This is a genomic window from Azospirillum lipoferum 4B (genome assembly GCF_000283655.1).
GTDB lineage: Bacteria > Pseudomonadota > Alphaproteobacteria > Azospirillales > Azospirillaceae > Azospirillum > Azospirillum lipoferum_C.
Genome location: NC_016622.1, coordinates 1997175 through 2017775, shown reverse-complemented (window position 1 = coordinate 2017775; position 20601 = coordinate 1997175). Strand labels below are relative to the sequence as shown.

Here is a 20601-nt window from a genome sequence, read left to right as displayed (position 1 = left end):
AGCCCCCCCTCAGCGCAGCTTCAGCGTGGACAGGCCGACCAGCGCCAGGATCGAGGCGATGATCCAGAATCGGATCACCACCGTCGGTTCGGCCCAGCCCTTCTTCTCGAAATGATGGTGCAGCGGCGCCATGCGGAACACGCGCTTGCCGGTCAGCTTGAAGGACGCGACCTGCACGATGACCGACACCGTTTCCAGCACGAACAGGCCGCCGATGATGGCGAGCACGATCTCGTGCTTGGTCACCACGCTGACGGCGCCCAGCGCACCGCCCAGCGACAGCGAGCCGGTGTCGCCCATGAAGACCATGGCCGGCGGGGCGTTGTACCAGAGGAAGCCCAGCCCGGCGCCGACCAGGGCGCCGCAGAAGACCGCCAGCTCGCCGGAGCCCGGCACATGGTGGATCTGCAGGTAGTTGGCGAAGATCGCGTTGCCCGACAGGTAGGAGATCAGGCCGAAGCAGCCGGCCGCGATCATCGTCGGCACGATGGCGAGCCCGTCCAGCCCGTCGGTCAGGTTCACCGAGTTCGACGCACCCACCATGATGAAGGCGCCGAAGGGGACGAAGAACCAGGACAGCTGGATCAGGAAATCCTTCACGAAGGGCACCGCGACGCCGCCCGACAGCGGCGGGGCCGACACCCACATGATGAGTGCGGAGGCGACGAGCCCGATGGCGATCTCCCAACCCAGGCGGAAGCGGCCGGACAGCCCCTTTGTGTTGCGCTTGGTCAGCTTCAGGTAATCGTCGCCGAAGCCGATCAGGCCATAGCCGATGGTCACCAGCAGGACGATCCAGACATAGGCGTTGGTCAGGTCGCCCCACAGCAGGGTGCTGACCGTCATGGCGATCAGGATCATCAGGCCGCCCATGGTGGGCGTGCCCTTCTTCTTGAAGTGGCTCTCCGGGCCGTCGGCGCGGATGGGCTGTCCTTCGCCCTGCTTGCGCTTCAGCCAGGCGATCAGGCGCGGAAAGAACACGAAGCTGATGACCAGCGACGTGATCACGGCGCCGCCGGTGCGGAAGGTCAGGTAGCGGAACAGGTTGAACGGCGTGAAGACGTCGGCCAGTCCGAAGAGGAGGTTATAGAGCATTTGGATCCGTCAGCCTCGCGGGCCTTGCTGGCCGTGTGCGGCCGCCTGCGGCTGGTTGTTGGATTGGGAGGCGGCTTTGTCCTCGCTTTCGCGTCCGCTGTCGAGTGCCGCGAGCGCATCGACGACCAGACCTGTACGACTGCCCAAGGACCCCTTGACCATGATAACGTCGCCGCCTTTTACGGTCGCGGTCACGATGGGAGCGAGGTCGACGCTGGTCTCGGTCCAGGCGCCGCGCATGGCTTCCGGCAACCGGTCGAACAGTGCCTTCATGTGCGGGCCGCAGGCATAGACGGTATCGACCTGCGCGGCGAGCAGCGGATCGGCCAGGGCGATGTGCAGCGTGTCAGCACGGTCGCCAAGCTCGCGCATGTCGCCCAGCACCGCGATGCGGCGTCCGCCGGCGCCGGGATCGATCTTGCCCAGCACCTCCAGCGTCGCAGCCATGGCGGCCGGGCTGGCGTTGTAGCTCTCGTCGATCAGGGTGAAGGCGCCCTGCGGCAGCTTGATCCGCTTGCGGGTGCCGCGACCCTTGACCGGCTGCAGGCTGGACAGGGAGCGTGCGGCCGTGGCGACGTCGGCGCCCAGCGCCTTCACTGCCAGCAGCACCGCGAGGCTGTTCATCACCCAGTGCCGGCCGGGCTGCGACAGGCAATATTGCAGCCGCTCGCCGCGGATGACCGCGGTCACCGCGCTGCAGGTGGCGTGCAGCGAACAGTCGATCAGGCGGGCGTCGGCCTCCTCATGGGCGCCGAAGCTCCAGATGCGGGTCAGGCCATGGCGGCGCGCGGCGGCGGCCAGCCGGGCATACTGGCCATTGTCGCGGTTCAGCACGACGACGCCGTTGGCATCCAGCCCCTCGAAGATCTCGGCCTTGGCGTCGGCGATGGCCTCGACGCCGGAGAAGAACTCCAGATGCGCCGCTTCCACCGTGGTGACGATGGCGACATGCGGCTTGACCTGCCGCGACAGCGGACCGATCTCGCCGGCGTGGTTCATCCCCAGCTCGAACACGCCATAGGCGCTGGCTTCCGGCAGGCGGGCGAGCGACAGCGGCACGCCCCAATGGTTGTTCAGGCTGCCTTCGGTGGCGTAGGTCGGCCCTTGCGCCGACAGGACGTGGCGCAGCGTCTCCTTGGTGCCGGTCTTGCCGACGGAGCCGGTGACGCCGACGACCCGCGCGCCGCAGCGGGCGCGCGCCACGACGCCCAGCGCCGCCATCGATTGCAGCGTGTCCGCGGGGGCGATCAGCAAGGGGGCGTCGGCCGGAAGCCCGTCCGGGACATGGTCGACCAGCGCCGCGGCGGCCCCGGCGGCCAGCGCGGCGCCGACGAAGGCGTGCCCGTCGAAGTTCGGGCCGCGGATGGCGACGAACAGGTCGCCCGGCGCCACCTTGCGGCTGTCGATGGTGACGCCGGTGGCGCTCCAGGCGGCCGGGCCGCTCAGGTGCCCGCCGGTGGCGGCGGCCGCATCCGGGGCAGTCCAGAGGACCGTCTTGTCCGTCTCGTCCTGGCTCATGCTCCAACCTCCGCTACGGCTTTCCGGGCCTCGTCCGCGTCGTCGAACGGACGCACCTCGGTGCCGATCGTTTGTCCCTGCTCATGGCCCTTGCCGGCGATGACCAGCACGTCGCCGGGCTGAAGCTGCCGCACCGCGGTGCGGATCGCCTCGGCCCGGTCGCCGATCTCCTCCAGCTTTCCGGCCAGGTCCCCGGTGGCGCCGGCCAGCACCTGCCCCCGCACGAAGGCGGGATCCTCGGTGCGCGGGTTGTCGTCGGTGACGATGGCGCGGTCGGCCAGCCTGGCCCCCAGCGCCCCCATCACCGGTCGCTTGCTGCGGTCGCGGTCGCCGCCGCAGCCGAACACCGTCACCAGATGGCGCGCAGCATGCGGCTTCAGCGCCCGCAGCACCGTTTCCAGCGCGTCGGGCGTGTGGGCGTAATCGACATAGACCGTCGCCCCGTTGGGGTGGGTCGCGACATGCTGCAGCCGGCCCGGCACGCCTTCCAGCGAGGGAAGGGTGGCGAGCGCCTGCTCGGTGTCGCCGCCCGAGCCGATCACCAGCCCCAGCGCGCAGAGCACGTTCCAGGCCTGGAAGCGACCGGCCAGCGGCAGGTCCACCGTCACGTCGCGGCCGAGCACGGACAGGGAGAGGCGCTGGCCATGGGCCAACGGCTCCACCCCGGTCACCCGAAGCTCGGTTCCGGCCAGACCATAGGACAGGACCCGGTGGCCACGTTCGTTACAAATTGCGGCAAAAAAGTGGAAGTCGTCACTGTCCGCGTTCAGGACGGCCGTGCATCCTGCGGGTAGTATACGCTGGAAGAGCTTCGCCTTCGCATCGCGATAGGCGTCCATCGTGCCGTGATAGTCCAGATGGTCCAGCGTCAGGTTGGTGAAGCCGGCGGCCCGGATCGCGACACCGTCCAACCGGAACTGCTCCAGCCCGTGGCTCGACGCCTCCATCGCCAGATGGTCGATCCCGGCATCCTTGGCGGCGGCGAGGTCGCGGTGGAGCGACACGGGGTCCGGCGTCGTCATCCCGCCATAGCCTTGCAGGCCGGGGCCGAGCAGCCCCAGCGTGCCCAGGCTGCCGGCGGGCAGGCCCATGCGGGTCCAGATCTGGGCGGCGAACTGGACGGTGGAGGTCTTGCCGTTGGTGCCCGTCACCGCCACCACCGTCTCCGGCTGGCGCCCGCCATGGAAGGCGGCGGCCATGCGCGCGAAGGCGAGGCGGGGCTGGGGATCGGTCAGCAGGACGGCGGTCGAACCGGCGGGCAGCTCCGTACCCTCGGGCGCCAGCACCGCGACGGCGCCCTTGGCGAGCGCGTCGGCGATGAAGGCGCGGCCGTCGGCCTTGACGCCGGGCAGGGCGGCAAAGACAAAGCCGGGCCTGACCGCGCGGCTGTCGGCGGTCAGCCCGGCGATGTCGGGATCGGCAGCGCCGACAGTGGCGTCAGCGCGGTTTGGTCTGAGTTGGGAAAGACGCAACGGTGCTTCCCTTCGACGGGGGTGGGGCTGAGACGGGGGGCAGGGATTGCTGCCAGTTGGTGGAGCCGGCGGCGTTCAGGAAGGTGGAGTTCAGGATTTCGGGCGAACTCTCGTCCACCGTTGGAACGTTCAGCAGCGGGCCGACCTGCTTGATGATGCGGCCCACCGCCGGGGCGGCGACCCAGCCGCCGGTGGCGTAGCCATAGGTCTTGGCCGTCGCCTTGGGCTCGTCGACAAGAACATAGACGACATAGCGCGGATCGTTCATCGGGAAGGCCCCCAGGAACGACGACATGCGCGAGTTCTTCTGGTAATGCCGACCCTTCTGCTTGTCGGCGGTGCCGGTCTTGCCACCGACGACATAGCCCTTCACATCGGCCGACTTGCCGGTTCCTTCGGTGACCACGAAGCGGAACATGCGCCGCATCAAATCGGAGGTCTGGCGCGACACCACCTGTTCGGTCGGAATGTCGGCGTCCGATTTGCGCTTCAGCAGCGTCGGCTTGTGGAAGAGGCCGCCGTTGATGACGGACGCGGCGGCGGCCACCGTGTGCATCGGGCTGACCGAGAGGCCGTGGCCGAAGGAGATGGTATAGCTGTTGACCTCGCGCCACGGATTGGGCACCAGCGGCCAGCCGCTTTCCGGCAGCTCCAGCCCGGTGGGCTTGGTGAAGCCCATCTTGGTCATGAAGGCCTTCTGCGCCGCGACGCCCACCTGCTGGACCATGCGCACGGACCCGAGGTTGGAGGAGTGCTGGAACACTTCCGCCACTGTCAGGGCGCGATGCAGGCTGTGGTAGTCGTTGATGGTGAAGCGGCCGATCTTGATCGGATTCTTGGCGTCGAACAGGTCCGACGGCCGGATCCTGCCGGTGTCGAACGCCAACGCGGAGTTGAAGATCTTGAAGGTCGAACCCATCTCGTACACGCCGAGCGTCGCCCGGTTGAACAGCGTGTCGGGGTTGAGGCCGGTCGGGTCCTGCGGATCGAAGTCGGGCAGCGAAACCATCGCCAGGACTTCGCCGCTGCGCACGTCGAAGACGATGCCGGCGGCGCCGATGGCGCTGAACTCCTGCACCGTCGCCGTCAGCTCCTTCTTCAGGACGTGCTGCAGCCGCAGGTCGATGGACAGCTGCAGCGGCGTGCCGGGATCCTCGGTCAGGCGCTTGTTGAAGCCCTGCTCCATGCCGGCGAGGCCGTTGTTGTCGATGCCGGTGAAGCCGACCACATGCGAGGTCAGCGGGCCGGCCGGGTAGAAGCGGCGCTCCTCCCGTTCGAAGGCGACGCCGGGAATGCCCAGCCGGTGGACGGCGGCCTGCTGCTTCGGCGTCAGGTTGCGCTTCAGCCAGACGAAGCGGCGGTCGCCGCTCAGCTTGCCCACCAGATCCTTGTAGTCCAGTTCCGGCAGGACGCTGACCAGCTTCTGCGCAGCCTCTTCCGGGCGCGAGACCAGCTTGGGATCGGCGAAGAGCGACTGGGTGACCAGCGAGGTCGCCAGCAGGTTGCCGTTGCGGTCGACGATGTCGGCCCGGTTGGTGGTGGTGTTGTCCACCTCCAGCGCCACATGCTGGCGCGGCTCGCCGCCGCCGGCGAACAGCGTCGCCATCGCCAGCTTGACGCTGATCGCGGTGAAGACCGTCGTGACCACGGCAGCCGTCACCAGCAGGCGGTAACGGCTCTGCTCCAGCGCAACCGCCAGCGACGTCCGCGGCCTGGCGGACGGCTGCTGGGGCGGCTGCTGGTAGGGCGAGGGCGCCGGCGGCGGGACATAGGTGCTGCCCGGGCTGCCGGGCACGCCGCCACCGGTTCCGCCGCCGGGCTGGCCGTAACCGGCCGGGCCGCCATGGTCGTAACCGCTCATCGATTGGCCCCCAGCCGCGCGACGAGCAGACCCAGGCTGTCGGTCGGCTTGGGCTGGTAGGGCTGCTGTGCCGCCGCCTTGGGTGCGGGCGCCGGAGCCGGAGCCGCGGCGGGCGGCATCGGCCGGGTCGCCACCTCGGTCGCCCGGTTGGGCGCGGTCGGGGCGTTCGGAGCGAGCTTGCCGGCGGCGCGGTCGGTCGCCGCCCTCTCAGGGGTCTTCTCCACCGGCGCGCGGGCCGCCCCCGGCACCAGGGCGGAGGGCTTGACGCGGGGAGCCGGATCGGCGAGGCCGCCGCCCGACGGCAGGGAGGCCGGCACGACGACCGCCGCGCGTTCCAGCGCCTTGTCCATCGGCAACGGCTTCGCAGCCGCCGGCGCGCGGACCGGAACGATTCCGGCGGCGGCGGTGTTGGGAACGGCGGGGACGCGGGCGGAGGCGACCTGGGAGGTTCCGGTGCCGGGCGCGCGGACCATCGGCGGCAGCGGAGCGGCGCCGGGCTGGCCGGGCAGGGCAGGGGCCGGCGGGTTGACCGCGTCGGCCGGGCGCATCGGGATCAGGTCCATCGCCAGATACTGGCGCGGCTCCGTCGGCTGCAGCGCCAGATAGCTTTGGGCCATCTGCTCCAGCTTGGTCGGATCGTTCAGGTAGCTCCACTCGGCCTTCAGGACCTGGATGGACTCCTGTTCATGGATGATCTTGCGGTTCAGCCCGGCGAGCTTCTCCTCCAGATCCTGGACGTCGTAGCTGGTCTGGAACAGCACGCCACCGGCGGCCGCGATCAGGCCACCCCAGAACAGCCAGGTCTTGCCCTTCATGCTGCCTCCTTGCCGGGCGCCGGAAACGCGGGCGCCTCGGTACGTTCAGCCGCGCGCAGCCGGGCGGACCGGGCGCGAGGATTGTTGCGGGCTTCGGCCTCGCTCGGGTCCACGGGTTTCCGGGAGAGCAGGCGGAAGGATGGGTGATGCGCCGCGACCGCGGTCACGGGCGTATGGCGGGACGGGGAGGACGGCGGCGAGGAGCGTTCGCGCAGGAACGCCTTGACCTCGCGGTCCTCCAGCGAATGGAAGGAGACGACGGCCAGACGCCCGCCGGGCGCCAGCAGCGACTCGGCGGCGGACAGGCCGCGCCGCAATTCGCCCAATTCGTCGTTCACATGGATGCGCAGCGCCTGGAAGCTGCGGGTCGCCGGGTCGATCCCGTCGCCCTTCCCCTTCGGCACCACGGAGCGGATGATCTCGGCCAGCCGCGCCGTGCGCTCGATCGGCGCCTCGCGGCGGGCGGCGACGATGGCGCGGGCGACTCGGCGCGCCATCCGCTCCTCGCCCAGATGATAGATGATGTCGGCCAGCTCCGCCTCGTCGACGGTGTTGACCACGTCGGCGGCGGTCGGCCCATCCCGTCCCATCCGCATGTCGAGCGGGCCGTCGAAGCGGAAGGAGAATCCGCGCTCCGGCTCGTCGATCTGGGGGGAGGAGACGCCGACGTCGAGCGCCACGCCGTCCACGCTGGTCACGCCATGGTCGGCCAGCAGCCGGTCCATGTCGCCGAAGCGGCCCTCGATCACCTCCAGCCGGCCCGGGAATTCCTGGGCCAGCGCACGGCCGCGCTCGATCGCGGCGGGATCGCGGTCGATGCCGATCACGCGGCAGGAGGCGGAGCGCAGAAGGGCACGGCTGTAGCCTCCGGCGCCGAAGGTGCCGTCGACATAGAGGCCGCCGTCGCGCGGGGCCAAGGCCGCGATCACCTCGTCCAGCAGGACGGGAATATGGATGGGGGTGTTTCCGGTCATCAGGCGCCCTCCCCGCTCCGGCTGGCGGCGCCGCGGGAGGCCTTGGCGACGATCTGGCTGAGGGAGATGTCCTTGCGCACGACCTGCTCGCGGAGCGCGGCCTCGTGGGCTTTCAAAGCGTCGGGTTCCCAGATCTGGAAGGTCTTGCGGCGGCCGATGAAGGCGGCCTCCTCGGTGATGCCGGCGAATTCCGCCAGCTCCTTGGGCAGGACGATGCGGCCTTCGGCGTCGGAGGAGACGGGGATCAGCTTTCCGAAGATGAAGGTCTCGATCATGTCGCGCTCGTCGGCATCGAGGTCGGGGGATTCGAGGCTTTCGGAGAGGACGTCGAGATAGTCCTGGTCGGCGCCTTCCAGCGCCTGGTGGTTCAGCGAGGGCCAGAGATAGACGGTGCTGGGAGCCGACGTCTTGGCAAGCGACTGCCTGAACTGTGCCGGGATGGACACACGCCCTTTCCTGTCAACCTTGTTGACGTATGTGGACAGGAAAACGGCCATAGGCCCGGCGATCCCCCCTGCTATCCCCCGTGCGCGGTCGGGTGCTCCGCGCTAGCCCCGCTTGGCCCATTCAGCTCCCGCCCCCGGTGTTAACCAGAATGGGTAAGAGCCCCCCTTAAATGGGCATTCTTGGGATAGCATGGGACGGCATGGGCGTCAACGGCCCCCCGAGTATTCAGACGGGGGTGTCAAGACTTTCGAGTCTGGCTGTGGCATCCGAGCAAGTTGGTGTACGAAATTTCTGAATCGTCGCAGTATTATGTTGGAAACGGGCAATGTGGATAAAGTTATCCACACACGTTCTTCAAACGTTCCAAAATTTTAAGAAAATGTGATTGATCCATGGTTTGTTGCACTGTCGAATCGACCCCTTCCGACGGCATAGAACCTTGGGTGGGAAAGCCCGGTCCGGCATGGGACAGCATGGGAAATCGCCCCACAGTTATCCACCGGCTGTGGATTAGTCTGGGGAAAATGTGGATGGGGCCGTGCACATCCTGGGGATGGCCGCGGGAAAGCCCGGCAAACTGCGGGATGTGGGCGAGGGGGGCGGAGCCCGGCCTGTGCCCGGCCTGTGGATGACGCCGGAGAGCGCCCATGCCGTCCCATGCCGAACCATCCGATTGGGCGGGGCGGGGGCAAAATAGTGTCGCCATGGGGCGGCATGGGTCAGGACTGCCGCCATTGGGGCGGCATGGGACCATGCGGCCCGGCCGGCTGCCCGAACCGGGATGGAATGGGCGATGGTGCGGGAAAAGCGCCAGATGGCCTGTAAGCCGGGTTCTGTATCCCGCCCCGAAGGGCAGGCGATGGCCATTCGTCTGGGACGCCGGTTGCCCGGACGCCTCGCGCGACCAACCCGAGCGGCGGCGCGGAAACGCGCTTGACCCACGCCCGTCCCGTTGCGGGGACGGTGGTCGGGCCGCTCCTATTCGGTCTTGCTCCCGGTGGGGTTTACCGTGCCGTCCCCGTTGCCGGGTCCGCGGTGCGCTCTTACCGCACCCTTTCACCCTTACCTGCGTCGAAACGCCGGCGGTTTGCTTTCTGTGGCACTTTCCCTAGGGTCGCCCCCGCCGGCCGTTAGCCGGCACCGTGTTTCCGTGGAGCCCGGACTTTCCTCCCCCGGTCGAAACCGAAGGCGGCCATCCGGCCATCTGGCGCGACCGTTCATATAGAGAAGCGGCAGTGGGGGCAAATCCCAAATAGCGAATTCGGAGCAAGGGGCAGATCAGGGAGCCTGTTCGACGTCCGACGGCTCCGGTCCCAGTTCCACATTGGCGTAGAGTGCCGACACCGGCACCTCGACGCCTATGCTGTCCAGTCGAAGCACGTCCCCAGGCTCCACCAGCAGGTCGCATTGCCAGCGGCTGTCGTCCAGCCGGCGATGCACCTCGACGAACAGGAACTCGCTCTGCACCAGCAGGATTTCCTGCACCGACGGGATGGAGCGGTAGACCGGCAGCTTCACCCTGCGGTCGTGGTCCTCGGTGGATCGCGACAGGATCTCGACGATCACCAGCGGGTCGGGCGTGTGGTACTGCCCATGCCGGTGCGGCGTGCAGGTGACGGCAAGATCGGCCTGAAAGAAGTTGCGGAAGCTGTTGGGCTTCAGGATGCCGGCTTCGGATCGGACATGGCAGGGCGGACGTTTGTCGAGCGCGTTGCCGACATGGCGGGCGATGTTTCCTGCGACGATCTGGTGGGCACCGTAACTGGGCGCCATCGCCACCGGCACGCCGTCGATCAACTCGTAGCGGGTCTGCGTCCCATCGTCCCACGACAGGAACTCGTCGAGGCTCATCCGCTTGTAGGCCAGGGACGACATGCCGCTCTCCCGCTCAGCTGGGCCGGAGTGCCTAATATAAGGGATCGGCGCCGCCGGGGCGAGTGGCCATCACCGCCCCGTCAGCCGCAGCAGCGCGCGCAGGCGCCGCAGCGTCTCGGCATCCGGGGTGCCGGTCAGGCAATCGGGATGGAAATGGCGCTGGAAAGCCAGCAGCGCTCGCGGCTCGGCCGGGTCGTACCCATAGCGTCCCAGCAGCGCGGCGACTTCGGCGCCGGTGACGGGGGCATCGGTGAAGGAACCCTCATCGGCCTGGGACGGCGTGGGCCAGAGCCCGATCCCCTGGGTGGCAAGGCCCGGCCAGTCGAACAGCTCGCCCGGATCCTCCTTGCGGGAGGGCGCCACGTCGCTGTGGCCCAGCACGTCGGCGGGGGCGATCCCGTGGCGCTCCACGATGCCGCGGCAAAGCTCCGCCACCGCCGCCATCTGCACCGGCGGGAAGGGGCGATAGCCGAACTCGTGGCCGGGGTTGACGATCTCGACGCCGATGGAGCGGCTGTTCACGTCCTCCACCCCACCCCAGCTCGACCGGCCGGCATGCCAGGCGCGCCGGTCCTCCGGCACATGGGCGTAGACGGTGCCGTCCTCGTCCACTGTGTAATGGGCGCTGACCTGGGCCGCCGGATCGCACAGCCGGTCAAGCGCATCGGCGGCGGTCGGCATGCCGGTGTAGTGCAGGATCAACAGCTCCACCCGCGCACCCTCGGCCCGAGGGCCATGGTTGGGGGAGGGGAGGTCGATCCGGCGGAAGGCGTTCATGTTGGATTGGTGACCGTTTCGTTGACCGCCTTCGGCCCGCGCCGGACGATCACCGCGACGCCGCCGACGGTCAGCAACCCGCCGATGGCGAGGTTGATCGTCAGCGGATCCCCCATCAGCAGCGCGCCCGATGCGACGCCGAAGATCGGCACCGTCAGCAGATAGGGCATGGTCTGGTTGACGGAGTAGCGGCCGAGCAGCGGATACCACAGCCCATAGGCGATGATGGTGACGGCGACCGCCATGTAGACGATCGATGCCCAGCCCACCCAGGTGGAATTCGCCAGCGCCTCCATCTGGCCATGCTCCAGCAGCAGCGACAGGACCAGCAACTGCGGCATGGCGAACAGCGCCATCCAGCCGTTGACGGCGAAGCCGTTCACCGCGCCGATCAGCTTCATCTGCACGCTCGCCACCGCAAAGGCGAAGCTCGCGGCCAGGATCAGCAGCAGCGAAAAGAGCGATTCGCCCAGCCGCGGCTCGCCCGCGATCACCGCCACCCCGGCGAAGGCGGCGGCCATGCCGATGCCGCGGCGCCAGCCCAGCTTGTCCTTGAAAACCACCGCCGCCAGAAGCGAGGAGAAGGGCACCTGCGCCTGTGCCGCCAGCGATGCGGTGGCGGCGTCGATCCCCTGCAGCCCGGTGAACATCATCGGGAAATGGATGCTGCCGAGCGTCACCGACAGCAGCGCGATCTTCCACAGCTTGTCCCGCGGCATGCGGAAGAAGGGGATGATCAGCACCGCCACCAGGGCGAAGCGAATGAACATGACGAACAGCGGCGGGAATTCCGCCAGCGCCCATTTCGCCACGACGAAGTTCAGCCCCCACAGCGCCATCACCGCCAGCGCCTGGAGCGTGTGGGCGAAACTCATGCCCGGCCGCCTTCCAGCTCCTCGCGCATCGCCTCCAGCTCCAGCCAGCGCTCCTCCGCCGCGGCGAGGTCGGCCTGCTTGGCGTGCAGCTGTTCGCTGGTCTTCTGGAATTTGGCGGGATCGCGGGTGAACAGGTCGGGGTCGGCCAGCGCCTTCTCCAGCTTGGCGATCTCCGCCCCCAGCCCATCCATGCGGGCCGGCAGCTCGTCCAGCTCGCGCTGGTCCTTGTAGCTCAGCTTGCCGCGCGGCTTGGCCGCGGCGGCCGGCGCCGTGGTGGCCGGCTTCGGCTTGGCGGCGACGGCGGGGGCCGCCTTGGCCGGCCGCTGCACCAGATAGTCGGAATAGCCGCCGGCATATTCGGTGGCGGTGCCGTCACCCTCCAGCGCGATGGTGGCGGTCACCAGCCGGTCGAGGAAGTCGCGGTCGTGGCTGACCAGCAGCAGCGTGCCCTGATAGTCGCCCAGCACGTCCTCCAGCAGGTCCAGCGTGTCCATGTCGAGGTCGTTGGTCGGCTCGTCGAGGATCATCATGTTGCTGGGCTTGGCGAACAGGCGGGCCAGCAGCAGCCGGTTGCGCTCGCCGCCCGACAGCGCCTTGACCGGGCTGTCCAGCTGCCGGGTGTCGAAGAGGAAGTCCTTGATGTAGCCGGCGACATGGCGCGACACGCCGTTGACCATCACCGCATCGCCGCCGAACGGGCACAGCACCTTGCGGATGGTGTCCTCCGGATCCAGGCCCTCGCGCCGCTGGTCGAAATAGGCGGTGTCGAGGTTGGTGCCGAGCTTCACCGTGCCCTCGTCGGGATCGAGCTGGCCGGTCAGCATCTTCAGCAGGGTGGACTTGCCGGCGCCGTTCGGCCCGATCAGACCCACCCGGTCGCCGCGCAGGATGCGGGTGGAGAAGTTCTTCACGATGGTCTTGCGGCCGTCGGGCGTGTCGAAGCCCTTGGAGATGCCGGTCGCCTCGATCACCAGCCGGCCGCCGCGCTCCGCCTCGGCGATGGCGAGCTTGGCCTGCTGGCCTCCCTTGATCTGCTCGGCACGTCCGGCGCGCAGGTCCAGCAGGTTGCGCACGCGCCCCATGTTGCGGGTGCGCCGGGCGGAAATGCCCTCGCGCAACCACTTCATCTCGCTTTCGATCTTGCGGTCCAGCTTGTGGGCCGCGGCCTCCTCCGCCTCGAACACCTCGGCCTGCCAGGTCTCGAACTCGGCGAAGCCGCGATCGGTGGCGCGCACCGTGCCGCGGTCGAGCCACAGCGTGCGCTTGGCCAGCCGGTTCAGGAAGGCGCGGTCGTGGCTGATCAGCAGCAGCCCGCCGCGGAAGGACAGCAGTTCCTCCTCCAGCCACTCGATGGTGGGGAGGTCGAGGTGGTTGGTCGGCTCGTCCAGCAACATGACGTCGGGGTTGCCGACCAGCGTGCGGGCCAGCGCCGTGCGGCGCGACTCGCCGCCTGACAGGGTGCGGGGGTCGAGGCTGCCGTCCACCTGCAGCCGGTCCAGCACGGCGTCGACCCGGTGGGCCTCGTCCTGCTCGTCGGCGGGCAGGCCCTGCACGACATAGTCGTGAACGGTGGCGCAGCCGGTGAAGTCCGGCTCCTGCGGCAGATAGGCGAGGCGGGCGCCCGGCTGGACGAAGACGGTGCCGCCGTCGGGGTGGATCATCCCGGCCAGCACCTTCATCAGCGTCGACTTGCCCGACCCGTTGCGGCCGACCAGACAGGCGCGGTCGCCGCGGGCGATGGACAGGTCGATGCCGTCGAACAGCGGACGGCCGCCGAAGGTGACGGTGACGCCCTGGAGCGCCGTGATGGGTGCGGGAGGAGCCATGGACCGTTCGTGCGCCGGAAAATCGAGGGAAGGGGATGGGTTATAGCGCGCCATCCCCCTCCACCGCGACCCGGAAAAACGGTTGGGCGGGTTGCGTCCTGCGGAGCCGGGCTCCCCTTACCCCGCCGCCGGAGCCGGTCCGGTCGGCGTCGCCACCTGCTGCTCCTGCAGCTTGAAGCCGAAATAGGTGCCGTTGCTGATGCCGGTCAGGGCCAGCAGGTTGGCCGACAGCTCCGGCATGCCCAGCGTGCGGGTGACCTCGTAGAGGAAGGTGATGCCCAGCACCATGGTCCAGGCCAGCAGCTGCAGGCGGTGGATGTTGTAGCCGGCGGCATCGCTCAGCAGGTCCGGCAGCAGCCCCTGCGTCGGCGGATAGACCTCGTCCAGGCTGGCGGCCATCGTCGCCTGATCGGGCGGGTTGGCCGCGGCGGCGGCGCGGTAGGTGGCGGCATGCTGCTGGCGCCGGGTCTCGTCGTCGCCCGGCCGGCGGTCCTGGAAGGCGGCGAGCACGGAGGTGCCGCCGACGATCCCCATCAGCGCCATGGTGCCGGTGGTGACGGTGTCCATCGATCCGGTGATGGTCAGGATGGCGACGTAGGAGGCGGTGACGATCCCGCTCCACCACAGAAGCTGGAAGCGGGCGAGGCTGTAGGGCGCCCGGTAATTGGCAGGCATCGGCACGCCCTGCACCGGGGTGATCGAATCCATGCGGCCGAAATGGCGGAAGAAGGCGAACAGGAACCCCGCAGCCACAAGCGCGAACCACAGGCCGGCCAGCCCGAGATCGCGGTCACTCGCGCCCTGGATGGCGACCAGCTTCGGCGCGGTGGTCATGCCGCCGGTGGCCGGGCCGAAGGCGACCGGCAGTGTCTTGGTGCCGGAAAGGCTGAAGAAGCCGCTGAAGGCGGTTTGCCATGCCGCCCGGCGCTGTGCCGCGTCGTCACCGTTGCCGGCGATGGAGGTGGAGGCGGTGCCGACCAGTTCGCCCTTGGCCGAGCAGCCGAAGCTGGCGCGGGCGCCCGGAATGGTCTGGCCGTTGGCGACCAGGACCAGCCCTTGCGCGTTGAGCGCCGCGGCCTGGGTCGGGCAGTCGGTGCCGGACGGCGGAGCCCCCAGATTAAGCGTCAGCGGCTGACCCAGCACCACCGGGCTGTCGATGGATGCGGTCTGCGCCTGAGCGGCGCAGAGCGTTCCTGCCGCCAATGTGGTTCCCAAAGCTGCAGCGAAGATCGTTCGGATGATCGTGCGTTGCATGTCGTCTCGTTCCCAGATCCTGCGGGCAACCGGTCGCCCGCCCCATCGGGAACGATATGTCAGAAAGCGGGATAAAGCCCACGACAAAGCAATTTAAAATCCAGTCACATCGTGACGAATCGCGACATGCTAGAGCAGCGCGGCACTGCCTTCCCGTTCACGGCGGATGCGGTCATAGGCAGCGTTGACGAGCGCGAGCTTCTGCGTCGCCAGATCCACGAACTCCTGCGGCATGCCCTGGGCGATCAGCCGGTCGGGGTGGTGTTCGCGCACCAGCGCGCGGTGGGCGGCCTTGATCGCGTCGTCGCCGGCGGTGCGCGGCACGCCCAGCACCGCATAGGGGTCCGAATCGGTCGGGCCGCCGGCCATATGGTGCCCGGCGACGATGCGGCGGAATTCCGCCTCGTCGAAGCCGAAGATCACGGCGATGGCGCGCAGATACTCCACCTCCGTCTCGTGCAACTCGTCGTCGGCCTCGGCTATCAACAGCAGGCTGTCGAGCAGTTCCTCCAGCACCGCGTGCCTGTCCTCGAACAGGTTGGCGATCTGGCGGGCATATTCCTCGAAACCATGGGTGTCGCGGCGGGCGAGGTCGAAGACGCGGCCGACATTGGCCAACTCGTCGGCCGGGACGCGGAACAGCCGCTTGAAGGTGTCGACCTCCACCCGCTTCACCACGCCGTCGGCCCGCGCCATCTTCGCGGCGAGGGCGATCACGCCGATGGTGAAGGCGACGGTCTGCTTGGCCTCCTCGGCCTCCGCATCGGTCATGGCCTTGCGCTGGTCGCCGGCGCCGCAGGGCGACCACAGGTCCACCGCCTGCCCGGCAAGCCCGCCGAGAAGGCTGCCCAGCGGCCCGCCGCTGAACAGGCTAGCCGCGCTGTTCAGGATCCTGCCCCAAATGCTCATGCTTCGCCTTCCGCGTTCCGCCCGCCCGTCATCCCGTCGGCCGGCAGCATAGCCGCCGTCCGGTTATCGGCCAACTGTGGCGCAGCCGCAACATACCAGCATTGTTCGCATTGCGAATTTCTAATAAGCGCTTGCGAATCTCGGCGAGAAGGCCATGTTGCACTGCAGTAAAGGGCGCCGCAGAGAGCGCCGGTTTCGACAACAACGGCGACCGCCTGGCGCTTGTCACGGGCGTGCGCCGCCGGGTCCTGGGGAAAAACGTTCTGCGCGAATGCGTTTTCGAATTTCGAGAACCGTGAGCAGAGCCATGCCTGTCATCCGTAAGATCATGCCGACCGAACTGCCGCAGTATCGGGCGCATCTCCTCCGTCTGAACCGTTCCGACCGCTATGCCCGCTTCACCGGCACGCTGTCGGACGAGGCGGTGGAGCGCCATTGCGCTGCCATCGACTGGGGCCGGACGGTGTTGCTGGGCGCGTTCGAGGACGGCGTCCTGCGCGGAGCCGCGGAACTGTGCGGCGACCGCATCCTCTGGCCCGATCAGGCCGAATTCGGCATCAGCGTCGAATCGGGACTGCAGGGCAAGGGCGTCGGCAGCACGCTGGTCCGCCGCATCCTGACCGTCGCCCGCAACCGCGGCATCCGCCATGTCCATATGATGTGTCTGCCGGAGAATGTCCGGACGCGTGCCCTGGCCCGCCGTTTCGGCGGCCGGCTGGCCCTGGAAGGCGGCGAGGTCACGGCCCTGTTCGAACTGCCGCCGCCCAACCAGTTCTCCTTCGCCCTGGAAGCGCTGGAGGACGGCAGCGGCGCCTTCAACAGCATCCTGACCGGCAACGCCATCCTGTCCCGCCTGTCGGGCGCGCTGCCACAACGGCTTGCCGCATGAAATAGGTAGCGGCTCGTTGCCTGACCGAAGGGCCGCTTCATCGGTGATCCTGTGTTCTTTCCGCCGCGGCCGCCTGTCTTGATCGCTGCCCTGATGGGCGTGGGTCACGCTGGCGGTTGAAATTCGCAGCCGGATCGCGAAACTCCGGCCCACGCGCGGTGCGGTTGCCGCGCAGGGATTCGGCGGGTGCGACGACGATGGCTGAGAATCAAGGCGCGGCGATGGGCGGGACGGCGGCGGTCAAGCCCGCCCGGTGGCAGTTCTGGGTGGATCGCGGCGGCACCTTCACCGACATCGTCGGCCGCCGCCCGGACGGCTCGGTCGTCACCCACAAGCTGCTGTCGGAGAATCCCGAGCGCTATGCCGACGCCGCCGTCCAGGGCATCCGCGAGCTGCTGGGCCTGAAACCCGGCCAGCCGATCCCGCCGGATACGGTGGAGGTGGTGAAGATGGGCACCACCGTCGCCACCAACGCCCTGCTGGAACGCAAGGGCGAGCCGACCGTCCTGCTGATCACCGAAGGGCTGGGCGACCAGCTGCGCATCGGCCATCAGGCCCGGCCGAAGATCTTCGCCCGCCACATCCATCTGCCCGACCAGCTCTATTCCCATGTGGTGGAGGTGCCGGAACGGGTGATGGCCGACGGCCGGGTGCTGAAGCCAGTCGACCTGCATGCCGTCCGCCGCGGGCTGGAGGAGGCCTACCGCCAGGGCTTCCGCGCCGCCGCCATCGCGCTGATGCACGGCTACCGCTATCCCGAGCATGAGCGGCAGGTCGCCTCGCTGGCCCGCGCGGTCGGCTTCACCCAGGTCTCGGTCAGCCATCTGGTCAGCCCGCTGATGAAGCTGGTCGGCCGTGGCGACACCACGGTCGCCGACGCCTATCTCTCTCCGGTGCTGCGCCGCTATGTCGACCGGGTCGCCAACGACCTCAGCGTCGACGGCACGCCGGTGCCGCTGATGTTCATGCAGTCGAACGGCGGCCTGACCGACGCCCGGCGCTTTCAGGGCAAGGACGCCATCCTGTCGGGTCCGGCCGGCGGCGTGGTCGGGGCGGTGCGCACCGCCGAGATGGCCGGCTTCGACCGGGTCATCGGCTTCGACATGGGCGGCACCTCCACCGACGTGTCGCATTATGCCGGCGAATATGAGCGCGCCTTCGACGCGGTGGTGGCTGGCGTGCGGGTGCGGGCGCCGATGATGCACATCCACACGGTTGCGGCCGGCGGCGGCTCTCTCTGCGTCTTCGACGGCACCCGCTTCCGCGTCGGGCCGGACAGCGCCGGCGCCAATCCGGGTCCGGCCTGCTACCGCCGCGGCGGCCCACTGACCGTCACCGACTGCAACGTGATGGTCGGCAAGATCCAGCCGCGCTTCTTCCCGCAGGTCTTCGGACCCAACGGCGACCAGCCGCTGGACGCCGAGGTGGTGAAGGCCCGCTTCACCGAACTGGCCGCCACCGTCAACGCCAAGCTCGGCACGACGATGACCCCGCAGGAGGTCGCCGAAGGCTTCCTGCGTATCGCCGTCGACAATATGGCGAACGCCATCAAGAAGATCTCGGTGGAGCGCGGCTATGACGTCACCGGCTACACACTGAACGGCTTTGGCGGCGCGGCGGGCCAGCATGTCTGTGCCGTCGCCGACGCGTTGGGCATGACGCGGGTCTTCCTGCACCCGCAGGCCGGCGTGCTGTCCGCCTACGGCATCGGTCTGGCCGACACCGTCGCCATCCGCGAGCGCGCGGTCGAAGGGCCGCTGAGCGACGCGGTGGTCGACCGGCTGACCATGCTGTTCACCGATCTGGAGACCGAGGGGCGGGCGGAGCTGGCCCGCCAGGGCGTCGCTGCCGACCGGCAGGTGATCAACCGCCGCGTCCACCTGAAGGCCGCCGGCTCCGACACCACGTTGACCGTCGCCTTCGGCTCCAAGGTCGCGATGACCAAGGCCTTCGAGGAGGCGCACCGCCGCCGCTACGGCTTCCTCACCCCCGGCACCGCGCTGGAGGTCGAATCCGTGACGCTGGAGGCGGTCGGCCTGACCGATGTGCTGGAGGATCCGGAGCTTCCCGCCACCACCGCGGTGCTGCCGCGCCGGCTCGCCACCGTCGCCATCCACAGCGGCGGCCCCGGGGACGTCCAGCGCCGCGAGGCGCCGCTCTACGACCGCCGCCAGCTTCAGCCCGGCAACCGCGTCGTCGGCCCGGCGATCCTTGCCGAAGCGGTCTCCACGACCGTGGTCGAGCCCGGCTGGATGGCGGAGGTCACCCGCAAGAACCATCTGGTGCTGACCCGGCTGGAGCCGGCGACCCAGCGTCAGGCCGCCGGCATTAAGGGGGCTGCGAAGGTCGACCCGGTGATGCTGGAGGTCTTCAACAACCTGTTCATGTCCATCGCCGAGCGGATGGGCGTGACGCTGGAGAAGACCGCCCGCTCGGTGAACATCAAGGAGCGGCTGGACTTCTCCTGCGCCCTGTTCGACCGCGACGGCGGGCTGATCGCCAACGCGCCGCACATGCCGGTGCATCTGGGATCGATGGGCGAAAGCGTGCGCGCCGTCATCCAGCGCCGCGGCGGCGCCTTCACCGCGGGCGAGTGCTTCGCGCTGAACGATCCCTATCACGGCGGCACCCATCTGCCGGACATCACCGTCGTCTCGCCGGTGTTCGACGAGGCGGGCAAGGAGCTGCTGTTCTTCGTCGCCTCGCGCGGACACCATGCCGATGTCGGCGGCATCACCCCCGGCTCCATGCCGCCCGACAGCAAGACCATCGCCGACGAGGGCGTGCTGCTGGACTGCGTGCCCCTGGTGGAGAACGGCCGGTTCCGCGAGGAGGCCATGCTGGAGCTTCTACGATCCGGCCCGCACCCCGCGCGCAACCCGGCGCAGAACATCGGCGATCTCAAGGCGCAGGTCGCGGCGAACGAACAGGGGACCCGCGAACTGCACCGCGTCGTCCGCCTGCATGGCCTGTCCACCGTCACCGCCTATATGCGCCACGTCCAGGACAATGCCGAGGAGCAGGTCCGCCGCGCCATCGGCGTACTGAGCGACGGCGATTTCGCGGTGACGCTGGACAATGGCGCGGTGATCAAGCTGCGGGTTTCCATCGACCATGCCGCCCGCTCGGCCATCGTCGATTTCTCCGGGACCAGCACCCAGCTGACCAACAACTTCAACGCCCCCTCGGCGGTCTGCCGGGCGGCGGTGCTCTATGTCTTCCGCTGTCTGGTGGATGACGAGATTCCGATGAACGAGGGCTGCCTGCGCCCCATCGAGATCGTCATTCCGCCCGGCTCCATGCTGTCGCCCAACCCGCCGGCCGCGGTGGTCGCCGGCAATGTGGAGACCAGCCAGTGCATCGTCGACGCGCTGTTCGGCGCGCTGGGGGTGATGGCGTCGGCGCAAGGCACGATGAACAACACCACCTTCGGCAACGAGTGGCATCAGTATTACGAGACGGTCTGCGGCGGGTCCGGTGCCGGCAACGGATTCGACGGCACCGACGCGGTGCAGACCCACATGACCAACTCGCGCCTGACCGACCCGGAGGTGCTGGAATGGCGCTTCCCCGTGCTGGTGGAGAGCTTCCGCATCCGCCGTGGTTCGGGTGGGGCAGGGCGCTGGCGTGGCGGCGACGGCGTGATCCGCCGCCTGCGCTTCCTGGAGCCGATGACCGCCGCCATCCTCGCCAACCATCGCAAGATCGCTCCCTTCGGGCTGAAGGGCGGCGCGGACGGCGCGCTCGGCCGCAGCTGGGTCCAGCGCACCGACGGCAGCGTGCAGGAACTCGCCTCCCAGGACAGCACCGCGATGCGGCCGGGCGACGCCCTGGTGGTGGAGACGCCGGGCGGCGGCGGGTTCGGGGCTGTGGGGTGAGGGGGGAGTGTGATGCCCCCTCCCTAACCCTCCCCCGCTCTCGGCCGGCCGAAGGCCGGTCCGATTGCGGGAGAGGGGACTGCCGCTGAACCCTTGCAAAGCTCCTGCCCCCTCTCCCGCGCAGCGGGGGAGGGAT

15 protein-coding genes and 1 other RNA gene are annotated in these 20601 nt (G+C 68.9%); 2 read left to right on the top strand and 14 right to left on the bottom strand.

What is annotated here, in order from left to right:
* Positions 1–9: 9 nt before the first annotated feature.
* From mraY to AZOLI_RS09160, 14 genes are all read right to left on the bottom strand, one after another.
* Positions 10–1095 (bottom strand): phospho-N-acetylmuramoyl-pentapeptide-transferase, encoded by a 1086-nt coding sequence (gene mraY / locus AZOLI_RS09220; RefSeq protein WP_014248346.1) that lies wholly within the window; start codon positions 1093–1095, stop codon positions 10–12.
* Positions 1096–1104: 9 nt separating this feature from the next.
* On the bottom strand, positions 1105–2613 hold the full coding sequence (locus tag AZOLI_RS09215; protein WP_014248345.1) for a UDP-N-acetylmuramoylalanyl-D-glutamyl-2,6-diaminopimelate--D-alanyl-D-alanine ligase: 1509 nt from the start codon (positions 2611–2613) through the stop codon (positions 1105–1107).
* Positions 2610–4085 (bottom strand): UDP-N-acetylmuramoyl-L-alanyl-D-glutamate--2,6-diaminopimelate ligase, encoded by a 1476-nt coding sequence (locus tag AZOLI_RS09210; protein WP_014248344.1) that lies wholly within the window; start codon positions 4083–4085, stop codon positions 2610–2612. The genes AZOLI_RS09215 and AZOLI_RS09210 overlap by 4 nt, the downstream gene beginning before the upstream one ends.
* The gene (locus tag AZOLI_RS09205) at positions 4051–5946 is read right to left on the bottom strand and encodes a peptidoglycan D,D-transpeptidase FtsI family protein (RefSeq protein WP_014248343.1); all 1896 of its coding nucleotides are present in this window, start codon (positions 5944–5946) and stop codon (positions 4051–4053) included. The genes AZOLI_RS09210 and AZOLI_RS09205 overlap by 35 nt, the downstream gene beginning before the upstream one ends.
* The gene (gene ftsL / locus AZOLI_RS09200; protein WP_014248342.1) at positions 5943–6761 is read right to left on the bottom strand and encodes a cell division protein FtsL; all 819 of its coding nucleotides are present in this window, start codon (positions 6759–6761) and stop codon (positions 5943–5945) included. Before ftsL ends, AZOLI_RS09205 begins: the two co-directional genes overlap by 4 nt.
* Entirely contained in the window at positions 6758–7735 is a 978-nt protein-coding gene (gene rsmH / locus AZOLI_RS09195; RefSeq protein ID WP_014248341.1) for a 16S rRNA (cytosine(1402)-N(4))-methyltransferase RsmH, read from the bottom strand. The genes ftsL and rsmH overlap by 4 nt, the downstream gene beginning before the upstream one ends.
* Entirely contained in the window at positions 7735–8181 is a 447-nt protein-coding gene (locus AZOLI_RS09190) for a division/cell wall cluster transcriptional repressor MraZ (protein WP_014248340.1), read from the bottom strand. Before AZOLI_RS09190 ends, rsmH begins: the two co-directional genes overlap by 1 nt.
* Positions 8182–8988: 807 nt before the next feature.
* An RNA gene (gene rnpB, locus AZOLI_RS30675) (RNase P RNA component class A) lies at positions 8989–9390 on the bottom strand.
* A 70-nt stretch (positions 9391–9460) separates the two neighbouring features.
* Positions 9461–10057: a Uma2 family endonuclease gene (locus AZOLI_RS09185; protein ID WP_014248338.1), complete on the bottom strand. Its 597-nt coding sequence runs from the start codon at positions 10055–10057 to the stop codon at positions 9461–9463.
* Positions 10058–10126: 69 nt separating this feature from the next.
* Complete coding sequence (locus AZOLI_RS09180) at positions 10127–10834, bottom strand: N-acetylmuramoyl-L-alanine amidase (RefSeq protein ID WP_014248337.1); 708 nt, start codon at positions 10832–10834, stop codon at positions 10127–10129.
* Entirely contained in the window at positions 10831–11709 is an 879-nt protein-coding gene (locus tag AZOLI_RS09175; RefSeq protein WP_014248336.1) for a DMT family transporter, read from the bottom strand. Before AZOLI_RS09175 ends, AZOLI_RS09180 begins: the two co-directional genes overlap by 4 nt.
* Positions 11706–13535 (bottom strand): ATP-binding cassette domain-containing protein, encoded by a 1830-nt coding sequence (locus tag AZOLI_RS09170; RefSeq protein ID WP_014248335.1) that lies wholly within the window; start codon positions 13533–13535, stop codon positions 11706–11708. The genes AZOLI_RS09175 and AZOLI_RS09170 overlap by 4 nt, the downstream gene beginning before the upstream one ends.
* Positions 13536–13652: 117 nt before the next feature.
* Positions 13653–14789, bottom strand: coding sequence for a hypothetical protein (locus AZOLI_RS09165; protein WP_014248334.1), 1137 nt, complete (start codon positions 14787–14789; stop codon positions 13653–13655).
* Between the two features lie 129 nt (positions 14790–14918).
* Positions 14919–15698 carry a J domain-containing protein gene (locus tag AZOLI_RS09160; protein WP_014248333.1) on the bottom strand — a complete coding sequence of 260 codons (780 nt, stop codon included), beginning with the start codon at positions 15696–15698 and terminating at the stop codon, positions 14919–14921.
* Between the two features lie 307 nt (positions 15699–16005).
* Between AZOLI_RS09160 and AZOLI_RS09155 the strand changes: the two genes are divergently transcribed.
* Both AZOLI_RS09155 and AZOLI_RS09150 read left to right on the top strand, forming a co-directional pair.
* Positions 16006–16587 carry a GNAT family N-acetyltransferase gene (locus AZOLI_RS09155; RefSeq protein WP_014248331.1) on the top strand — a complete coding sequence of 194 codons (582 nt, stop codon included), beginning with the start codon at positions 16006–16008 and terminating at the stop codon, positions 16585–16587.
* A 197-nt stretch (positions 16588–16784) separates the two neighbouring features.
* On the top strand, positions 16785–20465 hold the full coding sequence (locus tag AZOLI_RS09150; protein ID WP_014248330.1) for a hydantoinase B/oxoprolinase family protein: 3681 nt from the start codon (positions 16785–16787) through the stop codon (positions 20463–20465).
* Positions 20466–20601: the final 136 nt, after the last annotated feature.